11 protein-coding genes are annotated in these 19,934 nt (G+C 64.9%); 1 reads left to right on the forward strand and 10 read right to left on the reverse strand.

Going from position 1 to position 19,934, the window contains the following annotated elements; genetic code table 11:
- The first annotated feature begins 32 nt into the window (after positions 1 to 32).
- A complete protein-coding gene (locus QRM60_RS15045) occupies positions 33 to 1,265 on the forward strand; it encodes a multifunctional CCA addition/repair protein (protein WP_285446493.1) in 1,233 nt (410 codons plus the stop codon).
- Between the two features lie 129 nt (positions 1,266 to 1,394).
- On the opposite strand, the gene QRM60_RS15050 is transcribed toward QRM60_RS15045, so the two are convergent.
- The 10 genes from QRM60_RS15050 to QRM60_RS15095 all read right to left on the reverse strand — a co-directional run bounded on the left by QRM60_RS15050 (position 1,395) and on the right by QRM60_RS15095 (position 19,627).
- Entirely contained in the window at positions 1,395 to 4,058 is a 2,664-nt protein-coding gene (locus QRM60_RS15050) for a TonB-dependent receptor (RefSeq protein ID WP_261794201.1), read from the reverse strand.
- Positions 4,059 to 4,609: 551 nt separating this feature from the next.
- Complete coding sequence (gene nagA / locus QRM60_RS15055; RefSeq protein WP_285446494.1) at positions 4,610 to 5,764, reverse strand: N-acetylglucosamine-6-phosphate deacetylase; 1,155 nt, start codon at positions 5,762 to 5,764, stop codon at positions 4,610 to 4,612.
- A gap of 2 nt (positions 5,765 to 5,766) precedes the next feature.
- The gene (locus QRM60_RS15060; RefSeq protein WP_042597036.1) at positions 5,767 to 6,795 is read right to left on the reverse strand and encodes an SIS domain-containing protein; all 1,029 of its coding nucleotides are present in this window, start codon (positions 6,793 to 6,795) and stop codon (positions 5,767 to 5,769) included.
- 6 nt (positions 6,796 to 6,801) lie between these two features.
- Positions 6,802 to 7,869, reverse strand: coding sequence for a LacI family DNA-binding transcriptional regulator (locus QRM60_RS15065; RefSeq protein WP_011038510.1), 1,068 nt, complete (start codon positions 7,867 to 7,869; stop codon positions 6,802 to 6,804).
- A gap of 40 nt (positions 7,870 to 7,909) precedes the next feature.
- Positions 7,910 to 9,187: a sugar MFS transporter gene (locus tag QRM60_RS15070; protein ID WP_076053790.1), complete on the reverse strand. Its 1,278-nt coding sequence runs from the start codon at positions 9,185 to 9,187 to the stop codon at positions 7,910 to 7,912.
- 44 nt (positions 9,188 to 9,231) lie between these two features.
- Positions 9,232 to 9,954 (reverse strand): GntR family transcriptional regulator, encoded by a 723-nt coding sequence (locus tag QRM60_RS15075; RefSeq protein WP_161962941.1) that lies wholly within the window; start codon positions 9,952 to 9,954, stop codon positions 9,232 to 9,234.
- A gap of 253 nt (positions 9,955 to 10,207) precedes the next feature.
- Entirely contained in the window at positions 10,208 to 11,368 is a 1,161-nt protein-coding gene (locus QRM60_RS15080; RefSeq protein ID WP_285446495.1) for a heparan-alpha-glucosaminide N-acetyltransferase domain-containing protein, read from the reverse strand.
- A gap of 118 nt (positions 11,369 to 11,486) precedes the next feature.
- Positions 11,487 to 13,862, reverse strand: a complete 2,376-nt coding sequence (locus QRM60_RS15085) for an alpha-N-acetylglucosaminidase (RefSeq protein ID WP_285446496.1) — start codon at positions 13,860 to 13,862, stop codon at positions 11,487 to 11,489.
- A complete protein-coding gene (galA, locus tag QRM60_RS15090; RefSeq protein ID WP_285446497.1) occupies positions 13,859 to 16,753 on the reverse strand; it encodes a beta-galactosidase GalA in 2,895 nt (964 codons plus the stop codon). Before galA ends, QRM60_RS15085 begins: the two co-directional genes overlap by 4 nt.
- A 165-nt stretch (positions 16,754 to 16,918) precedes the next feature.
- On the reverse strand, positions 16,919 to 19,627 hold the full coding sequence (locus tag QRM60_RS15095) for a TonB-dependent receptor (protein ID WP_285446498.1): 2,709 nt from the start codon (positions 19,625 to 19,627) through the stop codon (positions 16,919 to 16,921).
- Positions 19,628 to 19,934: the final 307 nt, after the last annotated feature.

Here is a 19,934-nt window from a genome sequence, read left to right on the forward strand (position 1 = left end):
GCAGTGCGCGGGGCATCGGGCATCATGTGCGCATGAAGATCTATCTTGTGGGCGGCGCAGTCCGCGATGCCTTGCTCGGCCAGCCAGCCGGCGACCGCGACTGGGTGGTGGTCGGCGCCGATCAGGCGCAGATGCAGGCGCTGGGCTACAAGCCGGTGGGCAAGGATTTCCCCGTGTTCCTGCACCCGCGCAGCGGCGAGGAATACGCGCTGGCACGCACCGAGCGCAAATCCGGGCGTGGCTACCGTGGCTTTGTCGTGGACGCCGATCCGTCGGTGACGCTGGAAGAGGACTTGCTGCGCCGCGACTTCACCATCAATGCGATTGCACGCGACGAAGCCAGCGGCGAAGTGTTCGACCCGTATGGCGGCGTACGCGATCTGCAGCAACGCGTGTTGCGGCATGTGGGCCCGGCGTTTGTGGAAGACCCGGTGCGCGTGCTGCGTGCGGCGCGCTTCATGGCACGGTTGGCGCCGCTGGGGTTTAGCATTGCGCCGGAAACCGCCGCGCTGATGCGCGAGATGGCCGACAGCGGCGAACTGGACAGCCTGGTGCCCGAACGCGTGTGGCAGGAGCTGCGCCGCGTGCTGGCCAGTGCGCAGCCTTCCGCGTTCCTGCGCACCTTGCACGACACCGGCGCGCTGCGCGCCATCCTGCCCGAGCTCGATGCGCTGTACGGCGTGCCGCAGCGTGCCGAGTTCCATCCGGAAGTGGATACCGGCGTGCACCAGGAGATGGTCAGCGACATGGCTGCGCGGCTTGCGCCCGGCGATGCGCTGGTGGGATTTGCAGCGCTCACCCATGACCTGGGCAAGGCGCTGACCCCGCCGGAGCAATGGCCGCGCCATGTGATGCATGAGCAGCGCGGCGTGGCCCCGTTGCAGGCGCTGTGCGAGCGGCTGAAAGTGCCGCAGGACTATCGCCAGCTTGCGGTCACCGCCTGCCGCGAACATCTCAACGTGCATCGCTTGCCCGAACTGCGCGACCGCACCGTGCATGAGCTGCTGGTGCGCTGCGACGGCTTCCGTCGGCCGGAGCGCATCGCCCAACTGGCGCTGGTCTGTGAAGCGGACAAGCGCGGCCGGCTGGGCAGCGAAGAAGCCGCATACCCGCAAGGGCCGGAACTGCAGCGTGTGCATGCCGCGGCGCTGGCGATCAATGCGCGCGACCTTGCGGCAGAAGGCTTGCAGGGCCCCCAGATTGGCGAGGCATTGGCCAGTGCGCGCATCGCTGCCATTGCACAGGCGCGCAGCTTGCGTCAGTAAGCGCGGGATCGACGCGCGGTGTGGGCGCCGCGCGGCCACACTGCAGGCCAAGCCGTATCGGTAACACCCACTCGGTAACACCCACCTGGCGAACGCCCGCCTGCAGCCGGCGTTCGCCAGGTGGTACAGCTACAGCTTGAAGTTGAGGCTCAGCATGAAGGAGCGGCCGTTCTTGTACAGGTAGTACGGCTGGTTCTTGTTGCCGATGTAGCTGAAGTAGGTTTCATCCAGCAAATTGGTGGCTTCCAGCGCCACGCGCAGCCGCTCGGTGGCCTGATAGCCCACCGACGCATCCACCTGGGTAAACGCATCGGTCATCTGCTGCCCGTTGAGCCGCCCGATCTGGGTGAAGTATTCCGAGCGCCAGCCCAGGTTGACGCGTGCACTCCACTTGCCCTGCTCGTAGTACGGGCTGATGTTGTACGCATTGCGCGAGTTGTACGGCAGGCTGTAGTCGCCATCGGTGTTGGAATCGGAATAGGTGTAGTTGGCCACCACGCCGAAGCCATTGCCGAAGTTGTGCTGCAGATTGACCGCCACACCGCGCACCTTGGCATCGCCGGCATTGGTCGGCACCGAGGTCTGGTAGGTGCTGGAGCCGCCGGTGGCGTTGTTGAAGAACACCCGGTCCTGCACGGTGGTGAGGATGTAGTTGGAAATATCGCGCGAGAAGAACTCGCCGCTGAGCACGCTGCTATCGGTGAAGTACCACTCCAGCGATGCGCCCAGGTTGGTCGACTCGTACGGGCTCAAGCCGGGGTTGCCGGTGGAGGCGGTCAGCGTGGTGTCGTCGGTGGCCACGTACGGGGTCATGTTGGTATAGCGCGGCCGCGCGATGACCTTGGAGGCGGCGAAACGCATGATCAGATCGTCGCGCAGGTCGTAGGCGATGTTGAACGCCGGCAGCCACTTGCCATAACTGCTCAGGAAATTCACCGGCGTATAGCCACCGCCCGGTGCGTAGCTATAGCCATCGGTGGAGTCGCGCGTATGCACATAGCGCACACCGATGTTGCCGCGATAACGCTCACCGGAAAAGTTACCCTGCAGGAACCAGGCGCGGTTCTGCTCTTCGATGCTGTAGTTGCCCGCATAGCTGATCGGCAAGCCTTCATCGCCTTCGAGCCCGCCGATGTACTGGCTGATGGCGCCACTGTTGATCGTCGACCAGCGCTGCATGTCGGCACTGGTCGACAGCCCGTCCAGATAGCCGGAGGGCGTGGTGCCCGGCGAGAACGCGGCCAACGTGCTGCCATCGTTCGGGTTCCAGGTGCGGCTGTACGACGACTGCCCGGTGGCATGATTGGTGAGCTTGATGCCGGTAAGAATCTGCGTAAACGGGCCCCACTCCACCGCATGGTCGAAGTCCAGCTGCAGGTAGCGTTCCTTGTCGTACTGCGGGCTATGGCTGGCCGAGGCGTTGTTGAGCTGCATCGCCGCCGCATTGGTGGGGTCGGTGCTGTAGTCCATCGCGGTGCGGCGCCCGTCGATGTTGTAGCTATAGCCGGCCAGGTTGCGAAACTGGATGCCGTAGATGCGCTCGGCGCCGCCTTGCGAGCTGGTGTAACCCACCTGGCTGGAGGCGTTCCAGCCATCGCCATGCCAGTCGGCGCGCAGATGGATGCTGCCGGTACTGACCTCGCTGTTGCGCAGGTAACCGTCGAGATAGGTGTTGGACTGGTCGCCGAAGGTGCCGGAGGTGGCGATGCCGTTTTCGAACCCCAGCGCTTGCGCATCACCAGGCGTGGAGCCCCAGTAGCCGTAGCGGCTCTGGTTGTAGTTGTCGAAGCTTTCTTTAACGTACAGGCCGGTCAGGTTGAGCTCGAAGTCTGCATCCGGCTTCCACTGCAGTGCGGCGCTGACGCCATCGCGCTTACGCGTCTGCTGAAACAAGGCGGTGTTGATCGAGGTGGGAAACACCCCGGTATTGTTGCCGACCACGGCAGCGGGAAAGCCGGCGCCTGCCACATCGTCGTAACCGAAGATCTCCACACCATCACGGCGCAACACGCGTTGCGAATGCATCACCGAGGTGAGCACGCCGAGCGTTTCATCCTGGTTTTTCCAGCTGTACAACGCGGAGGCATTGGGCTTGCCTTCTTCGGAACGATCGTTATACCCGTAGCTCACGGTGCCGGTGAGCGTGTTGCGCTCCAGCTCCAGCGGCTTGCGCGTGTGCACGATCACGGTGCCACCGATCGAGCCCTCATCAATGCGCGCCTCAGGAGTCTTGTAGACCTCCATCAGGCCCACCACTTCCGGTGCCAGCGTGCTGTAGTTGAACGAGCGGCTATCCGGGTCATTGGGGTCGCCGCCCCAGCTGGTGGAGGCGATGGTCTGACCATTGAGCAACACGCGGTTGAGTGCCGGATCGGTACCGAGGATGCTGACTTTTTCGCCTTCGCCGAACTGGCGGTCCACCGTGATGCCGGATAGCCGCGACAGCGACTCGGCGACGTTGGTGTCGGGGAATTTGCCGATGTCTTCGGCGCTGATCGCGTCGACGATGGCATCGGCATTGCGCTTGACGTTGAGCGCCTTGCCGAGACTGGCCTGATAGCCCACCACCTTGATTTCATCCAAGGTGGAGACCGATGGATTGGTTTGCGCGGGTGCCTGTTGCTGGGCGGGTGCAGGCTGTTCCTGTGCGAATGCGGGAAGTGCCGCAGTGTTGGCAAAAGCCGCGCCACCCAACAGCAAACCACGGACCGCTGCGCTCAGTGGCGAACGACGCGGTGCACGCGCATGACACATGACATGACCGGACAACTCGAACACACGGGGATACACCATTGCGTGGACCTCTAGGCTGATACGTCGCAACCGGTGAGTTGCGCAAGAACGCGCGATGCGCGTGCCATGTTCGCAATCCGTCCCCTGTGCCGGATGCGAGCAGCGTCCCGCACTGCCTCGTGGCGTACGGGTCAAGGCGCCAGACCGATGCATGATCGGCGGCAACGTCTGCATGAATTCGGAGCGTGCTCCTGTTTCGCTGACAACGTTATCAGCGAAGGTGCCTCCCGCAAGCCGCGCTGTCAACTCAACGACACAAACAGCCTGATTTATGTGTAATTCGTCGAATTCAACGCAGATAACGGAATGACGACGTGATCACCATCGCGTTCTTTTGGTGTGCAGGCAGACCACTGCGCATGGAACCCTGATGCCATAAGGCTGCGCACGCAGATGTTGCGATGCAAAGTGTTTGCACGCTTTGATACGGCGCGTACTCGTACGCAACGCTCTCACCAGAAAGCGCTCGACTTCTGCTGCAGAAGTGCTGCAAGTCCATGCGGCTGCGGCAACTCGCCGCGCAGCATGGATCCACGCACCGGCACGCACGCTTACTCGCGCTGCCCGGCCACCCAGGTCGCTAACACCTGCACATCCGCATCCACCAGCACCAGGTCGGCCTGGTAACCCGGTGCGATGCGGCCCAGGCGCTCGCCCAGGCCGATGCACTGCGCCGGATAGGTGGACGCCATGCGCGCGGCTTCGGCCAGGTCCACGCCCAGCCACTGCACGCTGTTGCGCACCGCGGTGGCCATGTCCAGCGCGGAGCCGGCGAGCGCACCGGCGGCGTTGCGTACCACGCCGTCGATGGCGGTGATGGTTTCGCCGTACAGATCGAAGCTGGGGCTATCGGCGCCGACCATCGGCATGGCGTCGGTGACCAGCAGCAGCTTGCCGCGCGGCTTGGCGGCCAGCGCCACGCGCAGGCTGGCCGGATGCACATGCACGCCGTCCACGATGACGCCGCACCACACCGCGGGATCTTCCAGCGCGGCGCCCACGGCATTGGGCTCGCGCCCGGCCAGTGGCGACATCGCGTTGTACAGATGGGTGAAGCCGCTGACGCCAGCGGCAATGCCGTCGCGCGCCTGTTCGTAGGTCGCGGCGGTATGGCCGGCAAACACAACTGCACCACCGGCGACAAAGGCGCGGATGTCGTCCAGCGGCACGCGCTCGGGCGCGAGCGTGATCAGGGTGACGCCGTTGTCCAGCGAAGTATCCACGGCGATCTCGTGCGCGTCGGGCACGCGAAATTTCTGTGCGTCGTGGGTGCCTTTGCGCGCCGGGCTCAGGTACGGGCCTTCCAGGTGGATCCCGAGCACGCCCGGCACGCCCTGTGCGATCGCCTGGCGCGTGGCGGCGATGGCCTCGGCCATCACCTCGGCGGTGTCGCTGATCAGCGTGGGCAACATGCCGGTGGTGCCGTAGCGGCGATGCGCTGCGGCGATCGTCGCCAGCGCCTGCGGCGTGCAGGCGTTGTTGAACAACACCCCGCCGCCGCCGTTGACCTGGATGTCGATGAAGCCGGGCAGCAGGGTGGCGCCACCCAGATCCACGCGCGTGCCGGCCTGCGCCACGCGCGCATCGTCGGCCGCGACAACGGCCTGGATCTGCGCGCCGTCCAGCAGCACGGCCAGGCCGTCCTGCAGGCCGGTATCAGTGAGCACGCGTGCATTGCAGAGCGCTTGAATCGGGGAAGCATCCATGTTCAAACCGTTTCCGTGACCTTGTTCAAATGCGGCGGCAGATCGGGGTTATGCCCGCGCTGCAGCGCCAGCGCGTTGATGGCGCGGTAGAAGCTCTGCACGGTGAGCAACGGTGCGCACGCCGGGTGCGCAGCGTCGGCCAGCGGCAGGTCGCCATCGGGCGCGGCCAGCCACACCTGCGCGCCACGTGCACGAAATTCTTCCGCCAGGGCGCGCGTGCCTGCGCCGGTTTCATCCGGCTGCGCGAACACCAGCACCGGGAAACCCGGGCCCACCAAGGCCATCGGACCATGCTTGACCTCGGCCGAGCTGTAGGCCTCGGCGTGCAGGCCGCAGGTTTCCTTGAACTTCAGCGCGGCTTCCTGCGCCGCGCCCAGGCCCAGGCCACGGCCGAGCACAAACAGGTTGTGCGCCGGCTTCAGGCCGCTGGTGAGTGCGGACCAATCGGCCTGCCAGGCGCTGCGCAGCTGCTGCGGCAACTGCTGCACGGCGGCAAGCAACGCGGGGTCGTTCTTCCATACCGCACCCAGGTGCAGCACGGCAGCGAGCGAGGCGAGATAGCTCTTGGTCGCGGCCACACTCTTTTCCGGGCCGGCACCAAGCGGAATCACCACCTCGGCCAGCTGCGCCAGCGGCGAATCTTCCACGTTGACCAGCGCCACCACGCGCGCACCGGCGGCTTTGGCGGCTTCGGCATTGCGCAGCAGGTCCGGGCTCTTGCCCGATTGCGAAATGACGATGTACAGCGCGCCGCGCAACTGCAGCGGCGCCACATAGACCGAGCCCACCGAGGGCGAAGCCGACGCGGTGACGATGCCAAGCTGGGTTTCGAACAGGTACTTGGCGTAGGTGGCGGCGTGATCGGAACTGCCGCGCGCGCAGGTCACCACGAACGGCGGCGGGTTGTCGCGCAGCGACTGCGCCAACGTGGCGATGGTGTCGGCATTACGCGCGAACTGTGCAGCGACCACGTCGGCGGTTTCGGCCGCCTCGCGGAACATCAGGGTGTCGGTTTCCTGGGGGAGATTCATCGGAGCTCAGGCGGATTCGGGGGAGGGGGACTTGGCGGCCGGCGGTTGCGCCGGTGCGGTGGAGCCGCGCACCACCAACTGCGGCACAAAGCCGCGGTTCTGCAGTTGCGCCGGTTGGTCGTCGTAGGCGTCGCTGCGCAGCTGGCTGATCAGCAGGCGTGCGGCGTGCCGCGCGATGTCTTCGGTGGCCTGCTTGGCGGTGGTCAGCGCCGGCCACGACTGCCGCGAGAATGGGCTGTCTTCGAATCCAGCGATCGACAACTGGTACGGCACGTTCATGCCGGTGGACTTGGCCGCGGCCAGCACGCCGGCGGCGATCTCGTCATTGCTGCCGAAGATGGCCGTGGGCGGCTCGCGCAGCGACAACAACCGGCGCGCACCACGAAACCCATCGTCGAAGGTGTAGTCGCCCGGAATCACCAGGTGCTTGTCGAGGCTGATGCCGTAGTCCTTCAATGCGGCTTCGTAACCGGCGTAGCGCTCGCCGCTGGAGCGGTGCTGCGGGCCGCCCCACAAAAAGCCGATGCGCTGGTGCCCAAGCTGGATCAGATGCTCGGTGATTTCATAGGCGGCATCGCGGTCGTCGATGTACACGCACGGCCCATCGCCCGGGTCGGTGGTGGAGGCGATGATGCGCACGCTCTTGATGCCGCGCGCGGCCAGGCCGGCCAGCAACTCGGGGCGCTCGGACATCGGCGCGGTCAGCACCACGCCGGCCAGGCGCGAGCGCTGCACCCATTCGGCCAGTTCTTCGGCCAGCAGCGGCGAAGTGGAATCGCAGGGATGGATCTGCAACCCGAACCCGGTTTCGCGGCAGGCGGCCAACACGCCGTTCTGGATGCCGATGATGTGGTACGGGTTGGGGTTGTCGTAGACCAGGCCGATCACGAACGGCGTGCCGCTGCGCAGGTTGCGCGCGGACGGATCGGGTTCGTAATCGAGATCGGCGATGGCACGCAGCACGCGCGCGCGCGTGGCCTGCATCACTGACGGTTCGTTGTTGATCACGCGCGACACGGTCTTCAAGGAGACCTTGGCGCGCTCGGCGACATCTTTGATGGTGGGCCTGCGCATACTCGTGCCTTGTTCGTCTGAACGCATCATGCCGCTTCACTCATTTCGGTTGAGCCGGCAGCCCCACACGGTGGCCGCGCAGCGAATAGAACAGGATGTACAGGTAGCACGGCACCATCAGCGCGGCGAACACCACCTGGAAGTCGTAATGCTGTTTGAGAATCGCGAACAGCTGCGGAATGATCGCGCCGCCGGCAATGCCCATCACCAGCAGCGCCGAACCGATCTCGGTGAACCGGCCCAGGCCGCGGATGGCCAGCGGAAAGATCGCCGGCCACATCATGGCGTTGGCAAAACCGAGCGCGGCCACAAACCCCACCGACACATAGCCGTGGGTAAGCAAGGCGCCCAGCGAGAACAGCACGCCCAGCAGCGCAGACACGCTCAGGTAGCGCGCCTGCGAAATCACCCGCGGAATCAGCACCAAGCCGGCGATATAGCCCAGCAACATTGCGCCCAGCGTGTAGGAAGTGAACAGCTTCGTGCTGTCCAGCGGCAGATTGAAGCCGTGGCCGTAGGTGCCGATGGCATCGCCGGCCATCACTTCCACACCGACGTACACAAACAGACACAACACGCCCAGCCACAGATGCGGGAACTGGAAGATGCTGGACTTCTGCGCTGCGCCACCGCTGCCCGGCGTGGCATTGGCTTCGGAGGCCTTGAGTTCGGGCAGCGGCGAGAACAACACGCCCACCGCCAGCACCAGCAACACGCCGGACATCACCAGATACGGCGCATGGATCTTGGCGGCGAACGCATTGAGCAGTTGCTGCTTGGTCGCCGCATCGGCCGCGGCAACCTGGGTGGAGAGATCGCCAATGCCGTGCAGCACCAGCGAGCCGATCAGGATTGGTGCCAGGATGCCGGCAATCTTGTTGCAGATGCCCATCAGCGCGATGCGCCGCGCCGCGCTTTCGATCGGCCCGAGAATGCTGATGTATGGGTTGATCGCGGTCTGCAACAGCGCCAGGCCACTACCGATCACGAACAGGCCGGCCAGTGCGCCCGGATACCAGCGTTGCGTGGCGAATTGCCCGAACGCTGCCGCGCCCAGCGCCATCACCACCAGGCTCAGCGCCAGGCCTTTTTTCATGCCGGTGCGCTTGAGGATCCACGACGAGGGCAGCGCCAGGAAGAAGTACGACAGGTAGAACACCATCAGCACCAGGAACGCATTGACCTCGTTGAGATCGAACGCCAGCCGCACGAAGGTGATCAGCGGCCCGTTGATCCAGGTGAAAAAGCCGATGATGAAAAACAGCACGCCGACGATGGCGATCGAGACAACGGGATTTGCGGGCCTGGCGGTAGTCATGGATCGGCTGGCTCTAGGTTGTCGTGCGGGGAATGCCGTCGGCGTCAGCGGCGCAGTTCGGCGACGAAGTCGTAGAAGTCGTTGTGGCAATAGGTGTCGGTGAGTTCGATCGCGCTGCCGTCGCGGGTGTAGCCCACGCGCACCACATGCAGGATCGCCTCGCCGGTCTTCATGCGCAGGTGTTCGGCCAGCCGTGCCGGCAGATTGATCGCGCGGAAGTACTGCAGCGCACGCACCACCGGGGTGCCTTGCGCATCGAGAAAGCTGTAGAGCGAATCGCCCACCTGCTCCGGGTCGGCGACCACGCGCTGCGGCAATACGGCGTGCTCGTAGGCCATGACGCGGTCATCGGCGCTGCGCAAGCGGGTGAGCGAGGCGACCGCCGCATCCGGCGACAACCCCAGGCGCAGGATTTCCTCGCCATGCGCGGGCCGCAGGCGCCGTTCCAGCCACTTGGTGCCGGGCTCGTAGCCTTTGATGCGCAGCGTCTCGCTGAAACTGGTCAAGCCGCTGAGCTGGTGCTGGATGTGCGAGGTGACAAACGTGCCGGCGCCCTGGCGGCGCGAGACCAGGCCCTGCTCCACCAGCGCATCCACCGCCTGGCGCAAGGTGACCCGCGAAATCTGCAGCCGCTCGCACAGCTGGCGCTCGGCGGGCAGCGCTTCGCCGGCCTTCCAGTGACCACCGCGGATCTGCTCGTCCAGCCTGCTCGCCAACTGCAAGTACAGTGGCGTCGGCGCAGAGGCGTCCAACGCCAGCGCATCCATCCTGGGGTCGGCGTCCGTCCTGGCATCGGTTTTCGGTTTGGCCATTGCCTGTCCTCTGGACCGACTTGGATTCATTAGGTCCAATATAGTACCAATTTGCCCGGAGCGCATCAGTGCAGTGAATTGCGGAGCGATACGGGTGTCGGTGGGGCGCTGCGGCACCGCGAGGGAGCGAACCGCAGCGGACCACCGCATAGCCGCGCATGAACTTGCGCTGCCGCCACCGCGCCTCACCACGTAGGGCGCAAGGCCATCACAAGCGCAGATACCACCGCCGCCGGTCCATCCACCAGCCCACACCCCAGCACAGCAGGGTGTAGCTCAGCGCGCACAGGAAAGACCCAAGCGGCCCGGGCGCGATGGCCTGGAACACGCGGATGCCGGCCCAGGCGTACAGGTCCAGACCAGAATGACCTGCCGGCAGCAGCCGCAATACGACCACGAACAACTCGGAGAACAGGTAGATCGCCAGCGGGTTCCGCCCCAGCACGGTGAAAAAGCCGCTACCGCCGACCCAGCCGCGCAGCTCCAGCAGATAGACCAGCACGCTCAGCGCCAGCAGATCCAGCCCCACGGTGCAGGCGACGAACGACCCGCTCCAGAGCTTCTTCGACAGCGGCCAAGCGGGGTGCCAGAGCAGCGCCAGCAGCACCAGCCCCACGCCGGCCAGCAGCAACGCGCGCGTGGCGGCGCCCGTCTTGCCGCGCCGCTGCAGGAAACGCCCGGCCAGATAGCCGGCCAGTACGTTGACCGTGGCCGACAACGTGCCGAGCAGGCCCTCCGGGTCGAAGCCGCCATCCTTGCGATACAGATGTGCGCGCCCGAACAGCCATAGATCCAGCCGCGTGCCAGCGTTGCCGGCTTTGCTCAACTCCGCGCCGGGCCGGCCGAAGACATACAACGCTGCCCAGTAACCCAGCAGCAGCGCCACGCAGGCCGGCGCGATGCCGCGCGGCGGCAGGTAGCGCACCAATAATGCCGCCAGCAGATAGCACAGGCCGATCCGTTGCAGCACGCCAGGCAAACGGATCTGTTCGATCTCAGTGAACGCCCATCCGCCTCCAGGCTGCAGATGGAAGAACGGGAACCAGTACATCAGCACGCCGCACAGAACGATCAGCGCGGCGCGCTTGCTCACGCGGCCGAGGAACTGCCGATGCGGCGTATCGGTGGCCAATGCAAAACTCATCGCGCTGCCGACGGCGAACAGGAACGAAGGAAACACCAGGTCGGCGAGGGTGAAGCCGAACCAGGCCGCATGCGTCAGCTGCGCGTATGCCTGCGCGCCCGGCCCGGCGGTGTTGACCAGAATCATCAGGAAAATGGTCAGGCCGCGAAAGACGTCCAGCGATAGAAAACGCGCGCGCTTCGGCGTGGCGGCGATGGGTGCGGCAGCATGGGTCTGCCCGCTCATCGGCCTGCCTCGCCGATCCACAACGGTGCGCCAGGTGCGCACGCGACGCCGGTGAATTGCGGCGTTGCATCGGCTCGATCACCATCCTCCACGGTCACGATAGGCGCTCCGGGGCCGATCATCGAACGGCGCCTTCGGCCGCGCCACGCGTGGCGCCCTGAACCGCGCCCTGCATCTCGCTGCGTACGCCCTGTTGCGCATCCACCTGCGCCAGCAAGCGGCCCAGCAGCTTCAGCGGATCGCGTGGCGGTTGGCGCTGCGGCACCGTGCCCTGCTCGGCCCAGTCGCGCTCCCACGCGGCAAGCTGCACGTTGACCGCCGCTGCATCGAACGGCGTGCCGGCCTTGCGTGCAGCACGGTACGCGCCGAGAAAGCTCGTCCAGCGCTGCAGATAGAAATCCGCGTACATGCCTTGCCATGCCTTGGACGCGTAATCGGCAAGATTGCCGTCGCCGCCCCACACGCTGACCTGCGCACGCGCATTGCCGATATAGGCGCGACGCAATCCGGCATCCTCGCCAGCGGCAGCGGCAGCCTGGCCGGTCCAGTCAGCCAGGGTTTCGTGTTGACCACCGACCAGTGCATCCAGTCCCTGCACCAGTTGCGTGGTGCGCGCCAGCAGCGCATCGCCGTGTGCGAAGTCGTCGGCGTCGTACGCCTGCACAACCGCCTGCAGTTGGCTGTCGGCTTGCAGGCTTAGGTAATGCCGCGCGTCTTCGATCAGGTCGTAGCGGTACAGCGGCGCGTCGGCGTAACGGTCGGCTTGCTGCAGTAGCGCGTCGATGGCGCGGCGCAGGCGTTGCGGATCGCCGGGGCGATCGTCGAAGTCCACAATGTCGGCAGTCGGTCGCTTGAACAGCAGATACGCGCCGGCACGCTTGTTCCACCAGCGCGGCGACCAATAGCGGGCCTGATAGATCCCCGCTTCCAGATCCGACCAGGCTTGCAGCAAGGCCGCATCACTGCGCCCGTAGCGCGCACGCATGTACTGCGCAAGCCATTGCGACCAGGACTGCTGCGGCCCTTCCCACGCCAGCGCGTAGAGATATTCATAGACCACCGAGTTGCTGTGCAGGCCCTCCGGGAATACTCCAAAACCGCGCAGATTGCGCTTGTCCGGATCGGCCAGCAACGCCTGCAGATCCTGCCGATAGAACGCAAAGTCGCCGTACAACGGATTGCTGGCGCCGTAGTTGTGCACGTAGCCGTAGATCCACTGCTTGTTGTCGAAGGCCTGGGAGGCCTTCCAGGTACCGGGATAGCGATCGTTGCCAATGTCCAGCACCATCAAGCGTGCGTCCGGCACCTTTCCGAGAAACGCGGCAATCGCCTGCGGTTGCCAGAAGTCGCGGTCGGCACCGAATAGCCAGCCCTGCATCACCCAGGTGGCCTGCGGGTTGACCTGCGCGATGGAGCGATACAACGCCTGCCCATACTCGGCCAGGCGTGCATCGCGTTGCGCTGGCGGCACCGCTTTGGCGCGTGCGGCATCGGAGTTGGCCGTGCTGTCGCCGTACTTGGCGGCCGCCACGTCGCTGCCATCGTCGGCTACTGGCGGCAACATCTCGTTGAAGGCATCGGCCAGATAGAACTCGCCTGCGCCATAGGTCTGCGTGTACAACTCCAGGAACCGGCGTGCGACCTTGGCGAACAGCGGATCGCGCGGATCCAGCCAATAGGTTTCGTGAAACCCCTCCCAGGCGCGCATCCGGTAGATGCGCGCCTTCGGATGCGCCTGTGCGAATGCCTTCGGCACATAGCCTGCAAACGCCGGCAGCACCGGTTTCATGCCCAGTTCGCGCATGCGGGTGAGGATCTGCCCCTGCAGCATGCGTTTACTGTCGATCCATTGCTGCGGCAACGGCGCACGATAGCCTTCGATATTGCCCATGCGCTGCCACGGGGTGAATGCCGGACCGGAGAAATACTCCGCCAGCGCAGCATCGTCTACATCGAACTCGCGCCACAGTGCCTGCCAGATGGCTTCCTGCCCTTCCATCGCCAGCGGCATGTCGATGCCGTGCAGCGCCATCCAGTCGATCTCGCGCTGCCAGCGCGGCCAGTCCCAGAACGGTGTGGTGTACCCGTAGGTGCAGGTGTTGAGATAGGCGCGATGGGCAAACGGCGTGCGCACCTGGCCGCTGGTGTAGGCAGGCCATTGCGCCGGCAGTGCCACGCGGTCGCCCTCCCAACTCATCGAGGCCGCACCGGCCTGCCCCAGATACGCGTAGGCGCCACGCGCCAAGGCCACCTGCGAGGAGCCGGCAATGCGCACCGTGTCGCCGCCGGCATCGATGCGATACCAGTCTGCACCGTCTCCGCGCGGTGCCACGGTCATTTCGAACTGGGCGGCGCGCGCGCCGATCAGGCGTTGCAGCACCGCCTGTGCAGGCGGGGCGGCCAGCACGGTGACGGGAATGATGAGCAACGCGCTCAATGCTGTGCCGGCGAACAGGCGCGCGTGCGACGACAAGGAAAATGGTGTGGCAATCATGGCGAGTTCCGATAATGCACGGTGACGACGTCGTGGAATCCAAACGGTTGATCGGCAGCGACCTGCAGGATCACCGCCAGCGTGCGTGCACCGCTTGCCGGCGCAAGCACCAATTGGATCGGCATGCCGGCCGCTGCCTGCGCGACTGCGCGACCATCCAGAAACACCTGGGCCGTCCCGCTGAGCCGGCCCAGATCGAGCATGCCGCCGTGGGCCTGCACGCCCTGCCAGGGCGTGAACTGGGTGCGGTACAACACATAGCCAGCGCGTTCGGGTGCCGTTTCCAAGGTGCCGGGCAGCGTGTTGCTCCAGCTGTTGTTGTCATTGGGACGACGCGACAGATCCGGTGCCGGCGGCTGCGCAAACGCGGCGGTGTGGCGCCAGCTTTCAACCACCATCACTGGTGCGGTCACTGCCACAGTTGCTGGTAGCGGCACCGCCGTGCAGGTGATCTCGGCCACCGCTTCCTGCAATCCTGATGCACGCGCCTGCAGGCGCAGTACGCCCGCGCCGCGGCCGGCCTGCACGATGGCCTGCGCCAGCCCGTTGAACAAGGCCACCTGCGCGGCCTGATCGGGTGCATGCGCATTCGGGTCGCCATTGCCCACGCCCAGCAGACGTCCGCCACTGATGTGCAGTGTCAGCGTTGCATCGCAATCGGGCACGTGGCGGCCTTGCGCATCCACCGCTTCCAAGGTCACCGGCTGCGCGTCGCGGCCATCGCCGCGCAGCTGTGTGCGGTCAGGCGTCAATCGCAGCGCGACCGCTGCGCCGGTAGTCGCCACGCGCGTACGCGCCACCTCGTGGCCATCGCGCCAGGCCACCGCTTCAAGGACGCCCGGCACGTACTCCACCTGCCATTGATTCATCTGCACGCGATCCACTGCCTGTCTGCCAAGCGAGCGGCCGTTGAGCCACAGTTCCACCTGCGCGGCATTGCAGAACGCCATCACCTTGATCGGCTGGCCTTCGCGGCCCGGCCAGTTCCAGTGCGGAAGCAGGTGCAGCACCGGCGCATCATCGATCCACAACGCGCGGCGCAGCCAGTAGGCACCTTTGGGAAATCCGCACTGGTCCATGATGCCGAAGAACGAGCCCACCGACGGCCATTCGAACGGCGTGGGTTCGCCGCGATAATCGAAACCGGTCCACACGAAACTGCCGGCAACGAACGGCCTCTCGGCAATCAGCTGCCAGGCACGACGATGGGTATTGCCCCAGTCAGCCGCCAGGCTATCGTCTTCGGCCACCACGTGCGCGCCCAGGTCAGTGAACCATGCGCCGCGGGTCTGAAAGGCGCTGGTGTCCTCGCTGGACAGCATCGGCGTGCGCGGCCGCGCGGCATGCACACGGTCGTAGTTGTATTGGCGATAGTTGAAGCCGAGCACATCCACGACATCGGCCGCGCCACGCGTGGCGAACATGCCATCGTTCATGCCGGCGGTGATCGGGCGGGTGTCGTCGAGCGCGCGCACCGCGCTGGCCGCGCGCGCCATGATCGCGTAGCCGGCTGCGGTGCCCTGTAGCGGTTCTTCGTTGAGCAGTGACCACAGGAACACGCTGGGATGGTTTCGCTGGCGCCGCACCATGTTGCGCAGCAGCGCCACATAATCGGGCGCAGGATTGAACAAGCGGTTCTCCGCCATCACCAGCATGCCGAGCCGGTCGCAGGCCTGCAGCAGTTCCGGCGCCACCGCATGATGCAGGCGGATGGCATTGCAGCCCATCGATTTCAGGCGCCGCAGACGAAATGCGTGCAAGGCATCGGGTAGCGCCACGCCAACGCCGGCATGGTCCTGATGCAGGCAAACCCCCTTGATCTTGAGTGCGCGGCCATTGAGAAAGAAGCCGTGGTCGGCATCGAAACGCAAGCTGCGAAAGCCGATTTCGCATTCGGCACGATCGCCGCGGCCGTCTGCGCCGCGCACGCTGGCCTGCACGTGATACAGCACCGGCGTGTCTACACTCCAGCGCTGCGGCTGCGGCACCGACAGGTTGATCGCGGCCTGCGCGTTACCGAATGCGGCGACGCGCACTTGCGTCGCGCCGTGCGCCACCACCACACCGCCTGCGTCACGCAGCGCGACGTCCACCCACGCATCGGCAGGCCGTTCGCTGCTGTTGACCAGGTCTAGCTGGACCGGCACCTGCCAGACGTCGCCCGGCCCTTCGCGCGGCACCGCCGCCAGGCCATCGCCAGCGATATGCAAGGGTGTACGCACCACCAGCCACGTGTGCCGATAGATGCCGCCACCTTCGTACCACCAACCATCCATCGCTTCGGCATCGACACGGATGGCGATGCTGTTGACGGCATTGCCGTAGCGCGCGACCGGCGTGAGGTCGATGACCAGCCCGTTGTAGCCGCTCCAACTGCGTGCCATCAGCATGCCGTTGACCCACACCGTGGCATGACTGGCGATGCCATCCAGACGCAATTCCACCGCCTGGCCGCGCGCGGACGCTTCCAGCCGCAGTGTGCGCCGATACCAGGCAATCCCGCGCGGGCGATAGCCCTGCGCGATATTGGCGTCGGCGCGCACCGCTTGTTCCACCACGAAGTCGTGCGGCAGTTGCAGCTGCCGCCAGCCGGTGTCGTCGAAGTCCGGGGCCGCCGCGCCCCAGGCACGCCCGGCCTTGGCGTTGTCGTACGTCTCGTCTTGCGCAAGCAGGCGCGGGAACGGGAGATCGCCGGCATGGAAACGCCAGCCTTCGTCCAGATCCAGCCATTGGCCACTGCCATCTTCAACCGATGGCCGCGGCGTGGGACGCGGCGTGCCGGTATCACCCGTGCGCGCAGTCGCGGCGCTCGCCATGCCTAGAGTCAGCGCCGGCACACCGAGCAATGAGGAGGCGCAGACGCTGCTAGCGAGAAAGTCACGTCTGCGCATGGCAGCGCCCGATCGCCAGCGTTGCATACGTGCGCTGCAACAGGCGCAGAGCCGCAACTCCCCCAGCACCTTTAAACTGCGTTTCCACAGCATCGACAGCAGCGCATTCACTGTGTGCCGCAGCACGCAACCATGCGCCCTGGCGCTGCGCTCGCTCCGCCGCCATCAAAGCATGTCCCACTGCATCGACAGGTAGTAGCTGCGGCCGGTGACGCCAGTCATCTGCCAGCGGCTGGCGATGTCCTTGTACGCCTCTTCGGTGCGGTTGGTGAGGTTCAAACCACCTAGCTGGAAGCTCAGCTTGTCACTGACCTGATAGCCAAGCACTGCATCCAGCTGGGTGCGCGCCTTCATGGTGTGGCCTTCGCGGGCGAAGAAGCTGTCGCTACTGTCCTGTTCGTATTCGCTGCGGTGGTTGAGCGAAACACGCGCCGAATAATGCGCGCTCTCCCAGTATGCGGTGGCGTTCCAGGTCTGTTCGGACAGGTTGCGGATCTGGAACGCGGTGCCGCGCTGCGGAATCACCCGGGTGAAATTGGTGGTCACGCCGAAGCCGTCGATCGGCAGCCAGGCATCCAGCGATTGCGTCCAGCCCAGTTCGTAGCCGCGGATCTTGACCTTGCTCGGATCGTTGGTGGTGGCGGTGATCTCGTAAATGTCGCCGCCACTGTCCACACAATCTCCGGCCGCGTTGCTGGACAGCGCAGTGCCGTTGAACGTCGTCGGGCAGACGATGCTGTTGAACGTGCCGTTCTTGATGTTCTTCCAGAACCCGGCCACGGTCAGCGCACCGCCGTTGCCGTAGTACCACTCCAGGCTCAGGTCGGCCTGGTCGGCGGTCAGTGCCTTCAGATCGGTCTGCCCCTGGGCGACGATATACGTGGTGGTGCCGCCGGTATTGGTGCCCGTGGAGATGGTCGAGGCGATGGCGGTATTGCTGTCTAGAATTGGCCGCACCAGCACTTTGGCCGCGGCAAACCGCAGCAGCAGGTCCTCGCGCATGTCCAGCACCAGATTCATGCTGGGCAACCAGTTGGAATAGTCGTAGGGTGCACGCGCGGTGCCGATCACCAGGTTGGCGTCGTCGCTGGCCTCCTGCGTCTGGGTCAGGTAGGTGTCGGTGGTGCGCTTGGTGTTCTCGTAGCGCATGCCGACATTGCCGCGTAGGCGCATGCTGCCGAGATCGGTATCGATGCGCGCCATCACATATGCAGACGAAATATCGTTTTCGATGCTGTAACTGCTTTGCGGCGCGAACAAGATCGGCACGGTGATGCCGGCGGCCGCCAGCGAGCGCGCATAGGCGCCGATGTCCGGAGTGACCCAGCTGTCCTGCGAGGCAAGCTGCCCGTCAAGGAAATTGCTCACTGTGCTATTGGCGGCCGACAGTTCCGGGAACATGTCGAACCCCGACACGGCACCTGTCCTGATCAGATACAGAAAATCGCGCCGGCGCACGTCGCGCTCGAACGTTTCGCGGCGGTATTTGGCACCGAAGCGCACCGCATTCAACGCGCCCATGTCCAAATACCGTTCGGCATCCAGTTGCAGCGACCATTCCTTGTTGCTGAGCGACTGGATGGAGCCATTGGGATACTCGCTACGCACCAGATTGGCCTTGTCCCAGGCGCTGGCATCGTTGGCGTCGGCATCGGTGGTCAGCGAGATCGCGTCGGGATTGGAGGTATCCAGCAGCGTCGCCGAGGGAACACGCCCCAAAATTGCGGCGCGTTCGTTCTCGTCGGTCTTGCCCTGGGTGTAGTTGGCCGCGCCACTGAGCGTCCAGGCATCGCCCTTCCATTTGAAGTCGTAGGTGAGCAATTGCGTCGACAGATCGTGTTGTTCAATCTGGCGATTGTTTTCCAGCCAATAGTCCGATGCCGACACTTGGGTGGCGGTCAGCCCGTTGGTTTGCAGCACCGACAGCGGATTGCGCTCGAATGAATACACCAGCTGATTCATGTCGTTGGCGGTCTTGTCCTGCGAATACAGCGCCGTGAGGTTCATTTCCACACTGTCGTTGGGCTTCCACTGCAGGCCGCCGTTGAACATCTTGCGCGTGGTTTCACGTTCGATCGAGCGATAGCGCGGGCGGCGCGGGATATACAACGTGCCGGCATCGGTTTCCTGCGTGTACCACCGGTCGATCCACAGATAATCGGCGCGGTCCTTGAGCTTCTGATAGCCGGCACTGAGGAACACGCCCACATCGCCGCCGCCGACCTTGAACTGGTCGATATAGGTCAGCACGCCCTTGGGCGTGGGCGCGCCACCGGCGAATTCGGCGTATTGGGTCTTGGCCGAGAACAGCAGCTTGGTCTGTTGATAGTCCAGCGGTTTGGTGGTGTTGATGTTGACCGTGCCGGACAAGCCACCGGCGTCCATGTCGGCCGAGGGCGACTTGATCACCTCGATCCCGGCAGCCACTTCCGGCTGGATGATGTCGTAGCGGAAACCATCGGTAAAATCGGCGCTCTTGATCACCTGGCCGTTGATGGTGGTGGCCGAGTACTGCGGCCCCAGGCCGCGCACGCTGATGGTGGAGCCACGCCCGTTGATGGTGGAGATCTGCACGCCGGGAATGCGCTGGATCGCCTCGGCGATATTTTCAGCGGGAAATTTGCCGATGTCCTGCGCCGAGATGCCATCGGTCATGCGCACGTCGTCGCGCTTGTTGTCCATCGCGGTGATCAGGCTCTTCTGGTACGAGCTGGTGACCTTGACTGTGTCGAGCTGGGAGATGGCCGCAGGATCTGCAGGCGGCGACTCCTGCGCCTGTGCGGCGCCACCGCAGGCCAGCAGCGATAGTGCAATGGCAATGGACAGCGAGGAGGGAGAGCAACGGCGCATGGCGGCACGGGACACGGACGGCATAGGAGTTCCTGGTTGGAATGGCTGGGCGACAACGCGACTGGCATTCCGATTGACCAGCAATCAACAGACCCACGCGGCAGCAGGCGCTACCCAACACGCACAGCTCTGCGTCCCGGATATCCGAAAAGTACCTGCGATCTGTTGTTTGCAAACACCCCGTACGGCCCCCCGTGGGTGCCGATGCCACGCCCCCTCCCAGGACAGGACACCGCAAACCGTTGCTGATCAACGGTCCTGATTGGCAAATACCAATTCAGTGGTTTCGAGTTTTATGGTCTTTAAAAGATCGTGTCAACAGTCACTGATG

It is taken from the genome of Xanthomonas sp. fls2-241-TYG-148 (genome assembly GCF_030208815.1).
GTDB classification, from domain to species: Bacteria; Pseudomonadota; Gammaproteobacteria; order Xanthomonadales; family Xanthomonadaceae; genus Xanthomonas; species Xanthomonas campestris.

Bases quoted from the DNA above. Each gene is read 5' to 3' on its own strand.
- QRM60_RS15045 (WP_285446493.1), top strand. From the start codon at position 33: ATGAAGATCTATCTTGTGGGCGGCGCAGTCCGCGATGCCTTGCTCGGC.
- QRM60_RS15050 (WP_261794201.1), bottom strand. From the start codon at position 4,058: ATGGTGTATCCCCGTGTGTTCGAGTTGTCCGGTCATGTCATGTGTCAT.
- nagA (WP_285446494.1), bottom strand. From the start codon at position 5,764: ATGGATGCTTCCCCGATTCAAGCGCTCTGCAATGCACGCGTGCTCACT.
- QRM60_RS15060 (WP_042597036.1), bottom strand. From the start codon at position 6,795: ATGAATCTCCCCCAGGAAACCGACACCCTGATGTTCCGCGAGGCGGCC.
- QRM60_RS15065 (WP_011038510.1), bottom strand. From the start codon at position 7,869: ATGCGCAGGCCCACCATCAAAGATGTCGCCGAGCGCGCCAAGGTCTCC.
- QRM60_RS15070 (WP_076053790.1), bottom strand. From the start codon at position 9,187: ATGACTACCGCCAGGCCCGCAAATCCCGTTGTCTCGATCGCCATCGTC.
- QRM60_RS15075 (WP_161962941.1), bottom strand. From the start codon at position 9,954: ATGGATGCGCTGGCGTTGGACGCCTCTGCGCCGACGCCACTGTACTTG.
- QRM60_RS15080 (WP_285446495.1), bottom strand. From the start codon at position 11,368: ATGAGCGGGCAGACCCATGCTGCCGCACCCATCGCCGCCACGCCGAAG.
- QRM60_RS15085 (WP_285446496.1), bottom strand. From the start codon at position 13,862: ATGATTGCCACACCATTTTCCTTGTCGTCGCACGCGCGCCTGTTCGCC.
- galA (WP_285446497.1), bottom strand. From the start codon at position 16,753: ATGCGCAGACGTGACTTTCTCGCTAGCAGCGTCTGCGCCTCCTCATTG.
- QRM60_RS15095 (WP_285446498.1), bottom strand. From the start codon at position 19,627: ATGCCGTCCGTGTCCCGTGCCGCCATGCGCCGTTGCTCTCCCTCCTCG.